Below are 15,556 nucleotides of genomic sequence, written 5' to 3' on the forward strand. Positions count from 1 at the left end.
GGGAAGAAAACGAGAAGAAATCGATCAGCGCCGGGCCGCCGCCTTCTGCGCCTTGGCCGCGGAGGCCCCGGCCATCAGCTTGGCGAGGTGGTCCTGATCGAAGCCGTCGGCGCTCGCGGTCTGCACCGCGGCGCCGGCGAAGGGGGCGACCTTGCGCGGGGTGATCGAGCCGGTGCTCACCGGATCGGGCAGGGCCGCCGCGACGGGGAGCGCGGGGGCCGGGGGCTCCCGCTGGAGGCGAAGGGCCCAATGGGCCGCGGTGGAGAGCACGGCGATGGCCAGGATCGCCTTGATGCCGCTCGTCAGGAAACGCCGCATGATCGTGGGCCGTCGAACGCGAGGGGGACGCGACCGGTTCCCCGGTCTTTTCCATCATCGCGCAGGATCGTGAACGAACCGCGTCGCCCGGTTCGCCATGACCGTGCCGGATCGGGTCAGGTGCTGGGCGCGGCCTTTCCGTGCACGCCCCCAGTCCTCGCCTCCCGGCTGGTTTCCCCGCGGGTGCGCCACAGGCTGTAGCCGATGCCGCCCGCGAGCAGGACCACGGTGACGGCGAGCGACACCCACGGCGGCAGATGCACGAGGTCGAACGTGTCGGCCACGATGATCTTGGCGCCGATGAACAACAGGATGAGCGCAAGCGCGGTCTTGAGGTAGGCGAAGCGGTCCACCATCGCGGCGAGCGCGAAGTAGAGCGCGCGCAGCCCCAGGATCGCGAAGATGTTCGACGTGTAGACGATGAACGGGTCGGTGGTGATGGCGAAGATCGCCGGCACGCTGTCGACGGCGAAGATCACGTCGGCGACGTTGACGAGCACGAGCGCCACCGCGAGCGGGGTCAGCCAGAGCACGGTCTTGCCGGTCTTCGGGTCGGGCTTGCGCACGACGAAGTGCTGGCCGTGCAGCGCGTCGGTGATGGGCACGAAGCGCTGGAGCAGGCGGAACGCGGCGCCGTCGCGCACGTCCTTCTCCTCATCCTCCTTCGAGAACAGCATCTTGAGGCCGATGAAAAGGAGGAACACGGCGAAGATCGAGAGCACCCAGTGCGCCTGCTGCACCAGCGCGGAGCCGAGCCCGATCATCAGCCCGCGCAGCAGCACGGCGGCGAGGATGCCCCAGACCAGGACGCGGTGCTGGGCCGCCCGCGGCACGCCCAGCGATGTGAGGATCACCGCGATGACGAAGACGTTGTCCATCGACAGCGACTTCTCGATCACGAGGCCGGTGACGTATTCCTGGCCCGCTTGCGGCCCGAGCATCCACCACACCCAGCCGCCGAAGAGCAGGGCGAGGGTGAAGTAGAAGGCGGTGAGGAGCAGGCTCTCCTTCACGCCGATCTCGTGGTTCTTGTCGCGGTGGAGCAGGCCGAGATCGAAGGCGAGCAGGCCCGCCACGAGGGCGTGGAAGCCCGCCCACATCCAGACAGGCTTACCGAGCCACTCGTCAGTGAGGAATTCCATAGAGCTGGGACCTTGATGCTTCTGCCAGAAGGAGAGCATCGACTCCGACATCACGTGACGCGTCGGTGCGTCCTCGGGCGAAAAAAGTCCCGCCGGGGCGGCGGGAGGGCTTCCCAAGGGGGCAAGGGGGAAGCGTCGCGATGAGGTACGCCCGCGCATCCCGCCAGAGGGGCCCGCAGCCGATACGGCGCAGGTGGAGGGCGGGTTGCGGCGATTCAAGGGGCTGCCCGCGCCATGAGGCGATCACGTCTTTCGTGATCGCTTGACAGAACCGGCCCGGCGGGGCCTCCCCCCGTCATGGACCCCGATCTCATGGACCCCGATCACAGCGGCCACGCCCGAAAAATCGCGATCGTCGGCGGTGGGCCGGCGGGGCTGATGGCCGCCGAGACCCTGGCCGGGGCGGGGCAGGCCGTCACCGTCTACGAGCGGATGCCCTCGGTCGGGCGCAAGCTCCTGATCGCCGGCCGCGGCGGGCTCAACCTGACCCATACGGAGCCGCTGCCGGATTTTCTGGCCCGCTACCATCCGGCGCAGCCCGCCCTCACGGCGGCGATCGAGGCCTATCCGCCCCAGGATTTGCGGGATTGGTGCGAGGGGCTCGGTCAGCCGACCTTCGTCGGATCGAGCGGGCGGGTGTTTCCCCAGAGCTTCAAGGCCTCGCCGCTGCTGCGGGCGTGGCTCGCGCGGCTCAGTGAGCGCGGCGTCGCGATCCGCACCCGCCATCGCCTGACCGGGCTCGGGGCCGACGGCACGCTCACCTTCGAGACGCCGAAAGCCCCTCACAGTGTCCGCCCACGGGCCGCGCTGCTGGCGCTCGGGGGGGCGAGCTGGCCCCGGCTCGGCTCCGACGGGGCCTGGGTGCCGCTTCTCGAAGGCGCCGGCCTCGCGGTGGCGCCGCTCAAACCCGCCAATGTCGGCTTTACCGTCGCGTGGTCGGCGCATGTCGCCGAGCGCTTCGCCGGCGCCCCGCTCAAGCGGATCGCGGCCCGGATCGGCGATGCGCGCGCCCGCGGCGAGGCGGTGGTGACGGCGGGGGGAATCGAGGGCGGCGTGATCTACGCGCTGGGCCGCCCGATCCGCGAGGCGGTGGAGCGCGAGGGGAGCGCCACCCTGATCCTCGACCTGCGGCCCGATCTCGATGCAGCGGCGCTCGCGAGGAAACTCGGCCGGACGCGCCCCGGCGAGAGCCTTTCGACCCGCCTGCGCAAAGCGGCGGGGCTCGACGGCGTCGCCGCCGCGCTGCTGCGCGAGGCCCATTCCAACGCGCTGCCGGTGGATGCGACGGACCTCACCGCGGCGATCAAGGCGGTTCCGCTGCGGCTGGGTGCGCCGGCCCCGATCGCGCGGGCGATCTCGACCGCGGGCGGGCTCACCCTCGGCGAACTCGACGCGCGCTTCATGCTGCGTACCCGACCCGGCCTGTTCGCGGCGGGCGAGATGCTGGACTGGGAGGCCCCGACGGGTGGGTATTTGCTGCAAGCGGCCTTCGCGAGCGGGCGGGCGGCGGCGCTAGGGATGATCGCGTGGTTGGGGGAGGCGGCCTGACGGTCGTTCCGATGGATCGCGGCGGCGACCGCGCATCCCCTCGCCCCGCACACGGGGAGAGGGCTCTGCCGACCTTGTCGTCGGCAGGGCGAGGCGGTAGCCGAAGATGAGGGGCTGTTTCCGGATGAGCCTCTTCCGTCGAGTCCCCCTCACCGCCGCTGCGGCTTCGCCTCCGCTTCCTTCATGGACGACAAGGTCCATGAAGGCCTCTCCCCGCGTGCGGGGAGAGGGGGAATGCGGCTGCACCCGGGTGTCTCGAACTTATGCCGTCGCCCCTTCATCCCCGTTTCAGGATCGCCCCGGCACAACGGCCCGACCATCCGCCGGAACCCGAGCCCCGTGAGCCACATCAGCGTCGTCACGCTCAACAAGGGGCGCGAGGCCCATCTCGCGCGCCTGATCGAGGGGCTCGCCCGCGGGCCGGCACCCGCTGAGTGCATCGTGGTCGAGATGGGCCGCGATCCGGCGCCGCTCCCCGAAACCCCGTTTCCGCTGCGCCGCGTGGCGCTGCCGAGCGACGGGCTGCCGCTCGCCGCCGCCCGCAATGCCGGGCGCAAGGCGGCGCGGGGCGACCTCCTCGTCTATCTCGACGTCGACTGCATCCCCTCCGCCGGGCTCGTCGCCGGCCTCGCCGCGGCCGCGGAAGCGCACGACGCCCTGGTCTGCGGGCCGATCCGCTACCTGCCGGCAAACGCCGTGCGGGACGGGTGGGTAGAGGCCGACCTGATGCGCGTCGGCGTGCTCCACCCCGCCCGCCCGTTCCCCGAGCACGGCGTCAAACTCACAAAGAATCCCGGACTGTTCTGGTCGCTCGCCTTCGCGGTGCGGGCCTCGACCTGGGACCGGCTCGGCGGCTTCGACGAGGGGTTCGACGGCTACGGCGCCGAGGACACCGATCTGGCCTTCCGCGCCGCCGAGGACGGCGTGCCGGTGCTGCTGGCCGGCGTGCCCCCGGCCTTCCACCAGCACCACTTGTCCTGCGATCCGCCGCTCCAGCACTTTTCCGACATCGTCCGCAACGCCCGGCGCTTCCGCGCCCGCCACGGCCTGTGGCCGATGGACGGCTGGCTCGACGCCTTCGCCCGCCTCGGCCTGATCGCGCCCGAGCGCGCGCCCGACCTCACGGTGCTGCGCCCGCCGAGCGCGGACGAGATCGCCGCCGCGCGGGTGCCGGCGGACCGGCCGTTCTGACTCCTTGCGACCGATCTATCGTCCCCGCCCCGGCCATTCCATGTCGAGCCGCAGGCGCGTGCGGAACAGGACGGCGCCGGCCGCGTCGCGGATTTCGGCGGCGATGCAGCGCTCGCGCTCCCGGAGCATCGCGATGCGGCGGCGAGGGCCTTGCACCGCGTCGCGGGCAAGCGCGGGGAGCAGGGCGACGGCCGCCGCGCTGGCCTCGTCCAGATTGGCGAAGTCGATTCCGTCCTCGTCGCGGGTGAGCGTGTCACCATCGACGACGTCGATGTAGAGGAGCATGGCCGCCTTCTCGAAGGTTGCCCAACACCTTGGGCTGCTTCGCGCGGCGGCGTCTTTAACCTTTCCGCGAATTCAACGTTCGGTACGGTATCGGTCTATTCTCCCGCCAGAGTGTCGAGCCCGGCCCGGTCGAGGAGGCGCAGGCGGCTGCCTTTCAGTTCCACCATGCCGGAGCGGCGCAGTTCCTGCAGTACGCGGTTGACGTGGACGGTGCTGGTGCCGATGCACTCGGCCATGTCCACCTGGGTCAGCGGCAGCGGGCCCTCGTTGCGGTCGGCCAACCCCAGGGCGTGCATCCGGTCGATGATCTCGCGAAACAGCCGCAGCAGCCGCTCCGTCGCGTGCCCGATGCCCAAAGCCGCCAGCCACGCGCGGCTGCGGGCCTCGGCCTCCAGCTTCGTCCGCCGCAGCGCCAGCGCGACGGCCGGGCGGGTGGCGATCAACTCCTCCAGGGCCGCCCGCGGCACCCGCGCGATCCGGCAATGCGAGAGCGTGGCGATGCCGTGGTCCCAGTGCTCCAGATGGGCGAGGTCGGGATCGCACAGGTCGCCGGGCAGCAGCAGGGCGAGGATCTGGCGGGCGCCGGAGGCCCGCTGGACGTAGCTGGCCGCGATCCCCTCCACCACGAGGAAGGCGTTCTCCGCCGGCTCGCCCTGGCGCACGAGATCGGTGTGGGCGACGACCACCGTCTCCCGGACGGCGAGCCGGGACAGAGCCGCGAGGTCGTCGCCGGAGAGAGGGGCGTGCACGCCGAGGCGCCGGCTCAGGGGGCCGGCCATCCCGTCGAGCGGCCCCGTCGGGGGGCGCTGGCCCATGGCCTGATTGGTAGTCGGACCGATCATCGAGCGTCCCGCGCCGCCATCGTGTCTAAAGCATCGGCGAGGTGGCCATCAAGCATCGATCCCGATGCGGTCAAGTCCATCCATCCAGCCCTGCACTTTAATTTAACATATGTTATGTATTTGTCGCGCAGGAATAGACTTCATAGGCCCAAGGCGACTTTGGGATCGTCGTAGCCGACTGAGCCTCGCGCCGGAATAAGCGCGAGGGCTTCCGTCCGAAACCGTACAAAAGCCCTCGCCGTGCCCGCGAAAGCATGCGTTCGGCTGCGGTGGCCGATGACCGGACGCCCGGCACTTCCTACATGAGGACCATCGCATGCCGAATATTTCGGGCGCAGGCGACTGGGAGACGGTGAGTGCTCTTGCCCCGCGTGGGAGCAACGCCATGCCACGACTTCAGCAATCCGGGCTTCGTAACCGGCTCCTCGGTGCCTTGACGGCGGAGGACTTCGCGCTCCTCGCCCCGCATCTGGAGGCGATGCCGATGACGATCCGCGAGATCCTCGTCGCCGCCGACCAGCCGATCGCCCATGCGCTCTTCGTGGAGGAGGGGATCGTCTCGCTGATCGCCGACACGCAGGGGGGGCGGGTCGAGATCGGCCTCATCGGCTACGAGGGCATGGTCGGCGTGCCGTTGCTGCTCGGCACCGATCGCACGCCTCAGGTCGCCGTGGTGCAGGCGGACGGCACGGCCCTGCGGATCGGAGCCGCCGAACTCGGCACGGCTCTGGCGACGAGCCCGGTGCTGCGGGGCGTTCTCGGGCGTTACGTACAGAGCCTGATCGTGCAGGTCGGGCACACCGTCTACGCCAATGCCGGCTCCAACATCGAGGCGCGCCTCGCACGCTGGATTCTCATGACGCAGGACCGCCTCCGCCAGGACGAGTTGCCGCTCACGCACGAGTTCATGGCGATGATGCTCGGCGTGCGACGGCCAGGCGTGACGACGGCGCTCCACATCCTGGAGGGCGCCCACCACATCCAGGCCAAGCGCGGCCGCATCACCGTACTCGACCGGGAGAGCCTGAAGGTCTTCGCCGGCGACAGCTACGGCCCGGCCGAAGTCGAGTACGAGCGGCTGCTCGGGGAGGGGTGATCCTGCCCCGCTTCTTCCTCAACATCCGCCGCAACGGCGTGCTGATCCGCGACGAGGAGGGCGACGTGCTGCCCGATAGCGCGGCGGCCCGCACGCTCGCCCTCGATACGCTGCGCGAGATGCTGCGCCTGCCCCACATCTACGGTCCGCCGCGGGCATGGCGGGGCAACGTGTTCGTCATCACCGACGAGGCCGGCACCGTGGTGGCGGAGGTGCCCTACGACGCGCTGCTGTAATCGATCGCGTGATCGGTGCGCTCCGCCTCACCATGGCCGTGCAGGGGGCCGATCAGACGATCGTACTCGGCCTCGGCCGGTCCGTAGGCCGGTCCCGCAGCCGCGATGAGGCCGGCGCGGTTCAGCACCCGCACGCGCCCGCGCTGCGCCCGCACCAGCCCGGCGCCTTCCAGCATCTGCAGGGCGACGGTGATGGTGGGGCGGCGCACGCCCAGCATCAGCGACAGGAACTCGTGGGTGACCGAGAGTTCGTCGCCGTCCTGGCGGTCGTGGTACATCGCCAGCCAGCGGGCGAGCCGCTCCTCGGCGGGCGCGCTGGCGTTGGCCAAAGCCGTCTGCGCGGTCTGGATCAGGAAGGTCTGGATGTAGCGCAGGAGCAGGCGGCGCAAGCTCGGGCTGGCCTCGATCGCCCGCGTCAGCGCCTCGGCCTCGATCCGCAGGCCGGTGCCCGACACCTGCATGAAGGTCTGGTGCGGCACCCGGGTGCTGCCCAGCACCAGGGCCGTGCCGACGAACCCGTCCCGCCCGAACAGGCCGACCTCGACGCTGTTGCGCTCCTGCAGATTCGCGATCACCGAGCACAGGCCGGTCTCGGGGAACACCGCGTGGGTGATGGGCTGATCGGGCTCGATCACCACCAGGCCGACGGGCAGGTCCACCGGCTCCAGATGCGGCTGCAGGAGCGCGAGATCGTTCGCGCCGAGCCGGGCCAGCAGACGGTTCTGGTAGGTCGTGAGAGTCGTCAAGGATGTTCGGATCGGGAGCTGAGCAGGAGAATGCACCCGGCGCATATCCGATTGGCAGCGGAAGGCGATGGGAAATTGCGTGAATGCGAAGAAGCGTCTGAAATCGCACACTTCGCTTTGTCTCAGGATTAACATGCGTAGTTGTAAACGGTATTGAAACGAGGCTGAATTTTAAATATTTGTACGGTAGCGTACAAAACAACGTGGCTGCTTTGTACAGGAGCGGTGCTGTTCGCGGGCGCGCCGGGGGTTGAGTCGCCGCGGCAGTCGGCAGCTCGTATCGGTCGTGTTTGGGGCCGGACTCGAGCGATCCGGTGCGCGCGTTTTCGCCATGGCACCGGAGATGGATCCGTTCGGCGTTGATAATGACAACGCCTGGAATAAAGTATGATTTTTACAGCGTATTGGCGAAAGGCCGTTCTGATTATCGCTCGGCCGGTGGTGAGCATCACCTCTCCCCGCGTGCGGAGAAAGGGAAGTGCGGCTGCTCGCGCTGCGCTTTACCGGAGTACGTGTGAGGGGGGCGGACCGCCCGCGCCCGCAACGGCGGAAACTCGCTCCGTCAGCCCCGGCACAACGCCTCGATCGCTCCCGCCGTGCGGTGTACCGCGTCGGGTTCGGCCAGCGCCCGGATGCGGGCCGGGTCGAGGGCGAGGGCCTGCGCGATCAGCGCCGGCCAAGTGCCCGTCTCCGGCCGGCCGGGGTGGACGACGGCCGCGCCGAGGCGGGCCAGCCCCTCGGCCTTGGCCTCCTGCTCGCCATAGGCGCGGGGCTCGGGCAGGCAGAGGAAGCGCTTTCCTTCAGCCGCGACCGCGGTGACGAGCCCGTCGCCCGCGCCGCCGACCACGAGGGCGGCGGGCGCGAGATGCGGGCGCACGTCGCCGACCCAGCCGTGCAGATGCAGGTTTTCTGGTGCGGGGCCGGAGCCGCTGACCGGCCCGAGTACGTGCCAGTCGCGATCCGGCACGGCGGCGGCGGCCTCGCAGAGCCGGGCGTGCTCGCCGCCCTCGCCGCCGCGGCCGAACACGACGACGATGCGCCCGTCCTCAGGCTGAACTGGCGCCGGCTCCGCGCCCAGAAATCCCGAAAAGATCGTCTTGTCCCGCACCCAGTCCGGCACGTCGCCGCCGTCGAGCGCTTCGGGGAACGGCGCGAGCAGGCGGCTCGCCGCGCGAAACGCTTCCAGGTGGGGCGTGTCGGTGCGGTTCCCCGAGAGCCGCACGACGAGGCTCGGCACCGAGAGGAGCCGGGCGAACAGGGCGACCTCGCAGGACACATCGACGATCAGCAGCGCCGGATTCGTCTCGGCGGCCCAGGCGGCGATCCGGCCCATGCGGGCGCGAACGCCTGCATGGTCCAGCGGCGCGTAGTGGAGCGCGTCGGGGCGGCTTGCCGTGCCGTCCCGCCCGTCGAAGGCGCCCGTCATGCGATCGTCGGGCAGATCGAGCACGGGCCCCGGCGCACCCGCCGTGTCGATGTCCGAAAACGTGCCCATCAGGGTGCAGGGCCGCCCGAACGCTTGCAGCGCGCCGGTCAGCGCCACCGCCCGCTGCCAGTGCCCCGCGCCTTGATGGTGGACGTAGTAGCCGATGGCGCGGGTCACGCCGCCGCGTCCTGCCGGAGGTCGGCGGCCAGGGCGTCGAGGTCGGCGAGCGCCCGGTCGAGCGGGCCTTCGGGGGCGGGCGGATCGTGGGGGGCGAGGCGGGCGAGCGTGCGCTCGACGAAGGCGATGTCGTTGGGGCACTCGCTGAGGATCGCGGCGTGGTCCTCGGGGCTCAGACCGGCCAGCGCCTCGGCGGCCCGACCCTCGCGCCAGAGCCGGCGCAACCGGGCGCGGCGCGCGACGTGATCGCGCCAGAACGCGGCGGTGGGCAGGCGATAGGCCTCGCCGCCCTGCACCACGCGGGCGCGCCGCAGCATCTCGACGGCCATGCCGCCCTCGGCACGTCCCGCGGTGCGGGCCGAGACCTGCACGCAGACGGCGGGGCAGTGGCGCAGGCGCCCGCCCGCCCGCTGCACGGCGGCGACCAGCGCGTTGTCCTCGCCGCGCGGGATCGCGGGCAGCCCGCCGACCGCGCGGTAGAGCGAGGCGCGCAGGCTCAGGCTCCCGCCGGTATGGTCGCCGTGGCGCGGGGCCGGATCGTGCGGCGGCGGATCGAGGGCGTCTTCCAGGCGGCGCACGCCGGCCCAGTAGCGCTCGACCCGCGCGTGGAAGGCGGCGAGCACGGGGTCGGCGTCGCCCTCGTCGTCGATGACGAGGCGCCCGCCGACGATGTCTGCGCCCTCGAGCGCGGAAACGTTCGCCGCGACCCAGGACGGATCGAGCCGGGCGTCGGCGTCGGTGGTGAGCAGCACGCCGTCCGGCGCGCCCTCCGCCTCCAGCCAATCGGCGCCGACATCGAGCGCCCGGCGGCGCGCGGTGCCGACATGGGCGTCCGTGCCGGAGAAGGTCGCCTCGATGAGGCGCAGGTCGATCGTCTCCAGGGCCAAGTCGCGCACAATTGCGGCGGTGCCGTCGGTGCAGTTGTTGGCGACCACCACCACCCGCAGGCGGTGGCGGGGCGAAAAGCCGTCCTGTCGGTCGAGGGCGGCGAGCAGCCGCGGCAGCCGCTCGACCTCGTTGCGGGCCGGGACGCAGACGACGGCCGGGCCGGGACAAGCCAGCATGGCTCAGGCGATCAGGCGTTCGAGGACGGGCCGGCGCGCGGGGGCGGCGCCGTAGAGAACCTCGCGGTAGAGGGCCTCGTAGCCGTCGGTCATCACCGCGGCGTCGTAGAGCGTCTCGGCGCGGTGGCGGCAGGCGCGGCGCTCCAGCCCGACCGCGCGGGTGACGGCGCGGGCGAGATCCTCGACGTCGTCGGCCCGCGCGAGCGCGCCGGACCAGCGATCGACGATGTCGGGGATGGCGCCGCGGGCGAAGGCCGCGACCGGCGTGCCGCAGGCGAGCGCTTCGGCGACGACGAGGCCGAACGGCTCCTCCCAGCGCGGCGAGACGATGGCGGCCCGCGCCCCCCCGAGTTCGCGGGCGAGCTCGGCATGCGAGAGATGGCCGACATACTCGACGCCCGCGCCGAGGCGCGGGGCGATCCACTCGTTCCAGTAGCGCGGGTTGGGCTGCGGGCCGGCGAAGCGCAAGGAGATGCCGGCGGCGCGCGCCGCGTCGATGGCCAGATGCGTGCCCTTTTCCGGCACGATCCGCCCGCTCCAGAACACGTAGGCCGCGGGGGCCGCCGCATGGCTGAAGGCGAAGGTCGAGAGATCGATGCCGTTGCCGACGATGCGGGCGTTCGGCGCCAGCTCGGCCCATTCCTGCGCCAGCGAGGGCGAGACCGCGGCGAAGACCATGCCGGGCTTGGCCGCCGCCACGCCCTCGCTCAGCGAGTCGAACGGCGGCGTGTGGAGCGCCGTCACCATCGGGGCCGCCAGCGTATGACTCGCCTTGAGCGGCAGCGGGTGGAGGCTGTTGTTGTGGATCACGTCGAACCCGCCGCGATCCACCATCGCGACGATCCGCTCGTAGGCCGCCTGCTCGGCTGCCGCGATCCGCTCGAAGGCGATGGGGTCGCCGAGCGCGTCGCCGGTGGGCGGGCAGACCGGATCGGGCACGAGCGCCGGATCGGACCCTTCGGAGGCGAACAGCGTGACCCGATGGCCCCGCCGCCGCAATGCGCCGGCGAGGTGATGCGTGTGCATCTCCAGGCCGCCGAGATAGGGCTGGCCGATCGGGAACTTGAGATGGGCGATGACGGCGATCTTCAAGGGAGGCGTCCGGCGTCGGCGTTTCGATGGACGGGCCGCGGGGGCTCCCACGGCCAGGCTTAACGCCCCACCATCGCTCGCCTCGGTCGAACCGCAGATGAACGGGAAAGTTCAGGAGCGGAAGATTCGCCGGGGCGGCGGCGGGCGATACATCGCGGTGTCCCTGCGGCCGACACGAGGCGGGCAGCCCGGCGTTGAAGCTTGGCCAATATGTGCGCCGGCCTTGCCGGGTGTCCGATAGATATCGATCCACGCAAAGCCGTGCGATGACAGTATCCATCGGCAATTGCGGTTCCACCCGTTCGAAATCATCGATGAAGACGCGACAACCTCTTGACGGGATGATTGACACATGAAATCGATGTCGGAGGAAATTAAAATTCCAGATTATTTGAGGAGGTTTTCATGCACAAAAGAGCCGAAGAAAATAAGCCGCTGCCGCAGCGCGATTCGAATCATGACGTGGATCTAAAAATCGAATTCAAGGGTGAGGATGCTGTGCGGGGAATCGGGAGTTTCCATAAGTCGCTGCGTCACAATAAATTCGGCGAGGTCTGCGCCGAGGACTTCGATGCTCTCGTCGCGGCGACGCGTGGCGATGGACGTGGATTCGCAGGGCTCAAGGGGGGCGAGCGCGAGCCGGGCAAAGGTACGGCGAAGCTGACCAATCCCCAGGGCGGTCTGGCCCGCGACCAACTGATCGACAATCCGAAGCGTTACGTCATGCCGCCGGCGCCCCAGGTGCTGTCCGACGCGACCGCGGCGGAGATGACCGAGCTGTACTGGATGGCCCTGCTGCGCGACGTGCCCTTCGACGGGTTCGCCCAGAATGCGGACGTGCAGGAAGCCGTCAAGGAACTGAACGAGGTCTATGGCAGGGCCGCCGTCTTGACCGACGCGAACCGCATCCTGCCCGGCATCGACCTGCCCGGCGGAGCCGACCGTTTCGAGCCGTTCAAGCCCGAGACCCTGTTCCGGCTCGGCCTGCCGCGCGAAGAGGTCGGGCCGATGGTCAGCCAGTTCTTCATCCGGCCGGTCCATTTCGGCACGCAGACCATCGACCAAATGCAGCGCCCGTACAAGGCAGGCCGGAATTACCTGACGGGATTCCAGGACTGGTTGGGCGCGCAGAACAGCGGCAAGGACCACAGCGACCAGGATTATCCGAAGTCGAACGAGGATGTGGAAGAGAATTTCGAATGCGGCAACCGCTATATCAGCACCATGCGCGATCTCGCACGGTTCGTGAACAAGGACGCGCTGCACCAAGCCTATTTCAACGCGGCCCTACTCATGCTCTCGGGCATGGCCAAGTGGACACAGGACAACCCGTACCGTGACACGCTGAAGCGAGAGGCCGGGTTCGGCGTCCTGGGCGGACCGCACATCCTCGCGCTGGTCTCGGAGGTGGCGACGCGCGCCCTGAAGGCGGTGTGGAACCAGAAATGGCAGGTGCACCTGCGGCTGCGCCCCGAGGCCTATGGCGGCCTCGTCCATGTCCAGAACATCGGAGCGGACGAGCACGGCAAACGCGCCTACGGCTTGCCGGCCTGGGTGGCGGAGACGGAAGCCGCCCAGCGCGTGAGGAAGCGGTACGGCAGCTACCTCCTGCCGATGGCCTTCACGGCCGGGAGTCCAACTCATCCCGCCTACGGCGCCGGTCACGCGACCGTCGCCGGTGCCTGCGTGACGATCCTCAAGGCGTACTTCGCGACGCTGGACGGGAAAGATCCGGTGAAGTTCACCACCTTGTACGAGCGGGCGCAGCCCTTCGGACCGGCGCACCCAATACGAGCCTACGTGACGGGCAGGGTAGACGATACGTGGCAGCGCATCGAGCTACCCGAGAACGTCGCGGACACGCTGACGATCGAGGGGGAGTTGAACAAGCTCGCTCAGAACGTCGCCATGGGGCGCACGATGGGCGGCGTCCACTGGCGGACCGACAATGCGCGCAGCCTGATCCTCGGCGAGGCGCTGGCCGCCGAAATCCTGGCCGACATCACCGCGGATGTGAACGAAGAGATCCGCTTCGTCTTCCGGACATTTGCACGGCAGGCCAACGGTCAACCGTACATCGTCACCATCGCCAATGGCCAAATTCTCGTCGGTGGCCAAGCGCCGACGAGGAAGGGAAGCCTCATCCCGGAGGCAACGAGCCCCTCGACCGCCAACGTGGCGCAAAACACGTCGGCCCCGAAGTCCGGCGGCTCCGGCCAGGCCTGAGGGGGCCGCATCCCGAGGCGGCGCGGCTTCAGCAGGTCGGCATCAGACCCTTCAGCCGCGCCAAAATATCCTCGCCCGCGCACGGCCGGGCGATGAACTGCGCGCCCGCCGGCATCCGCTCGGGATCGGGCGAGGCGCGGCCGGAGACGATGAGGATCGGCAGTTCGGGCCGGGCCTGGGCGACGGAGGTCGCCAGTTCGAAGCCGTTGACGCGGCCCGACAATTCCACGTCGGTCACTAGGCCGCAGATATCCGGCCGGGTCTGGAGGATCGACAACGCCCGCTCGGCGGAGGCGCATTGCACCGTGTCGTAGCCGCCGTCTTCCAGCACATCGCCGAGATCCATGATGGTCAGCGCCTCGTCCTCCACCAGGAGGATGACGGGGCGATCGCCTGCGCGCTCGTCCTGCGGATTCGTCGTCTCGATCTGGCTCGCCACCTGGCTCTCCCCGATTGCCCCACCGACCCAAGGTGTTCGCGGATTTGTTCGTTTCCGGCGATTGAACCATCGTGGGGGCTGCGATGATCCAACGAGAAACCCCGCTGCGGGTTGCAGGGTCCCGCGCGTGCGCTGCGGGGTCAACCGGTTCTTTCTCGCTCGGCCTCAAGCGCCGGCGACCGCATCCGCGGACATCGAGTCCCCTTGGGCTTCTCGCTCCGCTAGACGCCACGGCTGAGAGCCGAGGCCGCTACGCGCGGCGCTCTTCGCGCCGGGTCGTACGGCCGTTCCTCCTTCGCGCGATCGCTCACGCGATGCCTTCGGTCTCCGCCGCGACCGCCGCGATCAGCTGGTCGAGGTCGGCCTGCGCGATGGTGAGCGCGGGCGTCAGGTAGAGGATGTCGCCGAAGGGCCGCACCCAGACGCCGCGCGCGACGAGGCGCTCCTTCAGCGCCGCGAGATCGGGCGGAGACGCGAACTGCACCGCACCGACGGCACCGAGCACCCGCACGTCGCGCACGCCCGGCAACCGCGCCAGCGGGCGCAGACCTTCCTCCAGCCGCGCCGCGATCGCGCGGGCCTGATTCAGCCGCGGCTCGGTCTCGAACAGATCGAGGCTGGCATTCGCCGCCGCGCAGGCGAGCGGATTGGCCATGAAGGTCGGGCCGTGCATCAGCGCCGCCGTCGCATCGTCCGACCAGAAGGCGGAAAAGATCTCGGTGGTCGCGACCGTGGCGGCGAGCGCCATCGTGCCGCCGGTGAGCGCCTTCGACAGGCACAGGATGTCGGGCACCACCTCCGCCTGCTCGCAGGCGAACAGGGTGCCGGTGCGGGCGAACCCGGTGAAGATCTCGTCGGCGATGAGCGGCAGGCCGTGGCGGCGGGCGAGCCGGGCCACCGTGGCGAGCACCTCGGGCGGATGGGTCAGCATGCCGCCCGCGCCCTGCACCAGCGGCTCGACGATCACGGCGGCGAGTTCGTGGCGATGCCGGGCGAGCGCCGCGTCGAGCGCCGCCGTCCGCTCCGCGTCGCGCGGCAACTCGCAAAAGACTTGCGTCGGCAGGTAGGCGCCGAAGCGGCGGTGCATGCCCTCCTCGGGGTCGCAGGCCGACATCGCCCCCATCGTGTCGCCGTGATAGCCGCCGCGGAAGGCGAGCACGCGGGTGCGGCCGGTCTCGCCGCGGTTGAGCCAGAGCTGCACCGCCATCTTCAGCGCGACCTCGACGGCGACCGAGCCGGAATCGGTGAAGAACACGTGGTTCAGGTCGCCCGGCGACAGGGCGGCGAGCCGCCGCGCCAGCCGCTCGGCCGGCGCATGGGTGAGCCCGCCGAACATCACGTGCGGCATCCGCCCGAGCTGGTCGGCGACCACCCCCGCGATGTGGGGATGGTTGTAGCCGTGGACCGCGGTCCACCACGAGGCGATGCCGTCGATCAATTCGCGCCCGTCGGCGAGGACGATGCGCGAACCGTGCGTCGCCACCGCCTCCAGCGGCGGGGCGGCGGACTTCATCTGGGTGTAGGGGCGCCAGAGCGGGTGAGAGCCGGGGGCGGACATGCCCCGGCCTTCGCGGAGGCCGGGGCGGTTGTCAAACTTGGCCTTCTTTGGCCTCAAGCGCCGGCAGCCGCGTCCGCGGCCTCGCCTATCGCTCCGCTGGACGCCTCCGCTAGACGCATCGGCTGGCGCCGAGGCCGCTCACGCGGGGCGCGCTTCGCGCCCGGAATGCA

Annotated in this window: 15 protein-coding genes; 5 read left to right on the plus strand and 10 right to left on the minus strand. The window is 70.2% G+C overall.

The window, feature by feature from the left end; translation table 11 throughout:
* Positions 1-24 precede the first annotated feature (24 nt).
* The gene (locus ASG52_RS22160) at positions 25-318 is read right to left on the minus strand and encodes a hypothetical protein (protein ID WP_056247916.1); all 294 of its coding nucleotides are present in this window, start codon (positions 316-318) and stop codon (positions 25-27) included.
* Positions 319-434: 116 nt separating this feature from the next.
* Positions 435-1,460, minus strand: coding sequence for a TerC family protein (locus ASG52_RS22165; protein WP_056248810.1), 1,026 nt, complete (start codon positions 1,458-1,460; stop codon positions 435-437).
* A gap of 312 nt (positions 1,461-1,772) precedes the next feature.
* On the opposite strand from ASG52_RS22165, the gene ASG52_RS22170 reads away from it, so the two are divergent.
* Positions 1,773-3,008 (plus strand): TIGR03862 family flavoprotein, encoded by a 1,236-nt coding sequence (locus ASG52_RS22170; RefSeq protein ID WP_056248819.1) that lies wholly within the window; start codon positions 1,773-1,775, stop codon positions 3,006-3,008.
* Between the two features lie 339 nt (positions 3,009-3,347).
* Positions 3,348-4,199, plus strand: a complete 852-nt coding sequence (locus ASG52_RS22175) for a glycosyltransferase family 2 protein (protein WP_056247918.1) — start codon at positions 3,348-3,350, stop codon at positions 4,197-4,199.
* Between the two features lie 15 nt (positions 4,200-4,214).
* Here ASG52_RS22175 and ASG52_RS22180 read toward each other — a convergent pair whose 3' ends face one another.
* Positions 4,215-4,484, minus strand: coding sequence for a DUF6894 family protein (locus ASG52_RS22180; RefSeq protein WP_056247921.1), 270 nt, complete (start codon positions 4,482-4,484; stop codon positions 4,215-4,217).
* Between the two features lie 95 nt (positions 4,485-4,579).
* The gene (locus tag ASG52_RS22185; protein WP_056247923.1) at positions 4,580-5,326 is read right to left on the minus strand and encodes a Crp/Fnr family transcriptional regulator; all 747 of its coding nucleotides are present in this window, start codon (positions 5,324-5,326) and stop codon (positions 4,580-4,582) included.
* Between the two features lie 385 nt (positions 5,327-5,711).
* Between ASG52_RS22185 and ASG52_RS22190 the strand changes: the two genes are divergently transcribed.
* Both ASG52_RS22190 and ASG52_RS22195 read left to right on the plus strand, forming a co-directional pair.
* Positions 5,712-6,422, plus strand: a complete 711-nt coding sequence (locus ASG52_RS22190) for a Crp/Fnr family transcriptional regulator (protein WP_056247926.1) — start codon at positions 5,712-5,714, stop codon at positions 6,420-6,422.
* Complete coding sequence (locus ASG52_RS22195) at positions 6,419-6,658, plus strand: DUF6894 family protein (protein ID WP_056247929.1); 240 nt, start codon at positions 6,419-6,421, stop codon at positions 6,656-6,658. Before ASG52_RS22190 ends, ASG52_RS22195 begins: the two co-directional genes overlap by 4 nt.
* On the opposite strand, the gene ASG52_RS22200 is transcribed toward ASG52_RS22195, so the two are convergent.
* The 4 genes from ASG52_RS22200 to ASG52_RS22215 form a co-directional block, all read right to left on the minus strand.
* Positions 6,640-7,404 (minus strand): Crp/Fnr family transcriptional regulator, encoded by a 765-nt coding sequence (locus ASG52_RS22200; protein ID WP_056247932.1) that lies wholly within the window; start codon positions 7,402-7,404, stop codon positions 6,640-6,642. The genes ASG52_RS22195 and ASG52_RS22200 overlap by 19 nt on opposite strands.
* 562 nt (positions 7,405-7,966) lie before the next feature.
* Positions 7,967-9,007 (minus strand): glycosyl transferase, encoded by a 1,041-nt coding sequence (locus tag ASG52_RS22205; RefSeq protein WP_056247935.1) that lies wholly within the window; start codon positions 9,005-9,007, stop codon positions 7,967-7,969.
* Complete coding sequence (locus ASG52_RS22210) at positions 9,004-10,071, minus strand: glycosyltransferase family 2 protein (RefSeq protein WP_056247938.1); 1,068 nt, start codon at positions 10,069-10,071, stop codon at positions 9,004-9,006. Before ASG52_RS22210 ends, ASG52_RS22205 begins: the two co-directional genes overlap by 4 nt.
* Positions 10,072-10,074: 3 nt before the next feature.
* The gene (locus ASG52_RS22215; protein ID WP_056247942.1) at positions 10,075-11,163 is read right to left on the minus strand and encodes a glycosyltransferase family 4 protein; all 1,089 of its coding nucleotides are present in this window, start codon (positions 11,161-11,163) and stop codon (positions 10,075-10,077) included.
* Positions 11,164-11,568: 405 nt separating this feature from the next.
* Here ASG52_RS22215 and ASG52_RS22220 point away from each other — a divergent pair, with 405 nt between their 5' ends.
* Entirely contained in the window at positions 11,569-13,389 is a 1,821-nt protein-coding gene (locus ASG52_RS22220; RefSeq protein WP_056247944.1) for a vanadium-dependent haloperoxidase, read from the plus strand.
* A 28-nt stretch (positions 13,390-13,417) separates the two neighbouring features.
* Here ASG52_RS22220 and ASG52_RS22225 read toward each other — a convergent pair whose 3' ends face one another.
* Both ASG52_RS22225 and ASG52_RS22230 read right to left on the minus strand, forming a co-directional pair.
* Entirely contained in the window at positions 13,418-13,828 is a 411-nt protein-coding gene (locus tag ASG52_RS22225) for a response regulator (RefSeq protein ID WP_056247947.1), read from the minus strand.
* Positions 13,829-14,135: 307 nt separating this feature from the next.
* Positions 14,136-15,386 (minus strand): adenosylmethionine--8-amino-7-oxononanoate transaminase, encoded by a 1,251-nt coding sequence (locus ASG52_RS22230; RefSeq protein WP_056247950.1) that lies wholly within the window; start codon positions 15,384-15,386, stop codon positions 14,136-14,138.
* Positions 15,387-15,556 lie beyond the last annotated feature (170 nt).

This window comes from Methylobacterium sp. Leaf456, assembly GCF_001425465.1.
In the GTDB taxonomy this organism is placed as follows: Bacteria; Pseudomonadota; Alphaproteobacteria; order Rhizobiales; family Beijerinckiaceae; genus Methylobacterium.